This window comes from Rhodococcus jostii NBRC 16295 (genome assembly GCF_001894825.1).
In the GTDB taxonomy this organism is placed as follows: Bacteria; Actinomycetota; Actinomycetes; order Mycobacteriales; family Mycobacteriaceae; genus Rhodococcus_F; species Rhodococcus_F jostii.
Genome location: NZ_BCWY01000233.1, coordinates 1 through 535, shown reverse-complemented (window position 1 = coordinate 535; position 535 = coordinate 1). Strand labels below are relative to the sequence as shown.

Sequence of the window (535 nt, the reverse complement as noted above, 5' to 3'; positions counted from 1 at the left end):
TATCGCCGACGTGACCGTCCTCGATTCGAAGGGCATCGTCTCGGCCGACCGCAAGGACCTGAACGAGGTCAAGGTCGACCTGGCCGCCCGCACCAACCCGGCCGGCCGCCGCGGCGGCATCGTCGAAGCCTTGGATGGTGCGGATGTGTTCCTCGGGGTGTCCGCGGGCACCGTGCCGGAGGAGCTGATCGCGACGATGGCGACGGATTCGATCGTGTTCGCGTTGTCGAACCCGGACCCGGAGATCCACCCGGACGTCGCCCGCAAGCATGCGGCGATCGTGGCCACCGGACGCTCGGATTTCCCGAACCAGATCAACAATGTGCTTGCCTTCCCCGGTGTGTTCCGCGGTGCGCTCGATGCCGGTGCCCGCCGGATCACCGAAGGTATGAAACTTGCCGCCGCCGAGGCAATCCTCTCGGTCGTCGGTGACGAGTTGGCTGTAGACAAGATCGTTCCCAGCCCGCTCGATCCTCGCGTCGCCCCCGCTGTTGCGGAGGCAGTCGCCGCCGCTGCTCGTGCAGAAGGCGTCACC

At 66.9% G+C, this 535-nt stretch carries 1 protein-coding gene; it reads left to right on the top strand.

Annotated features, from left to right (window positions below):
- Positions 1-535: NAD-dependent malic enzyme (locus RJ1_RS44910; RefSeq protein ID WP_276526518.1), on the top strand; the 535-nt coding region annotated here is incomplete at both ends.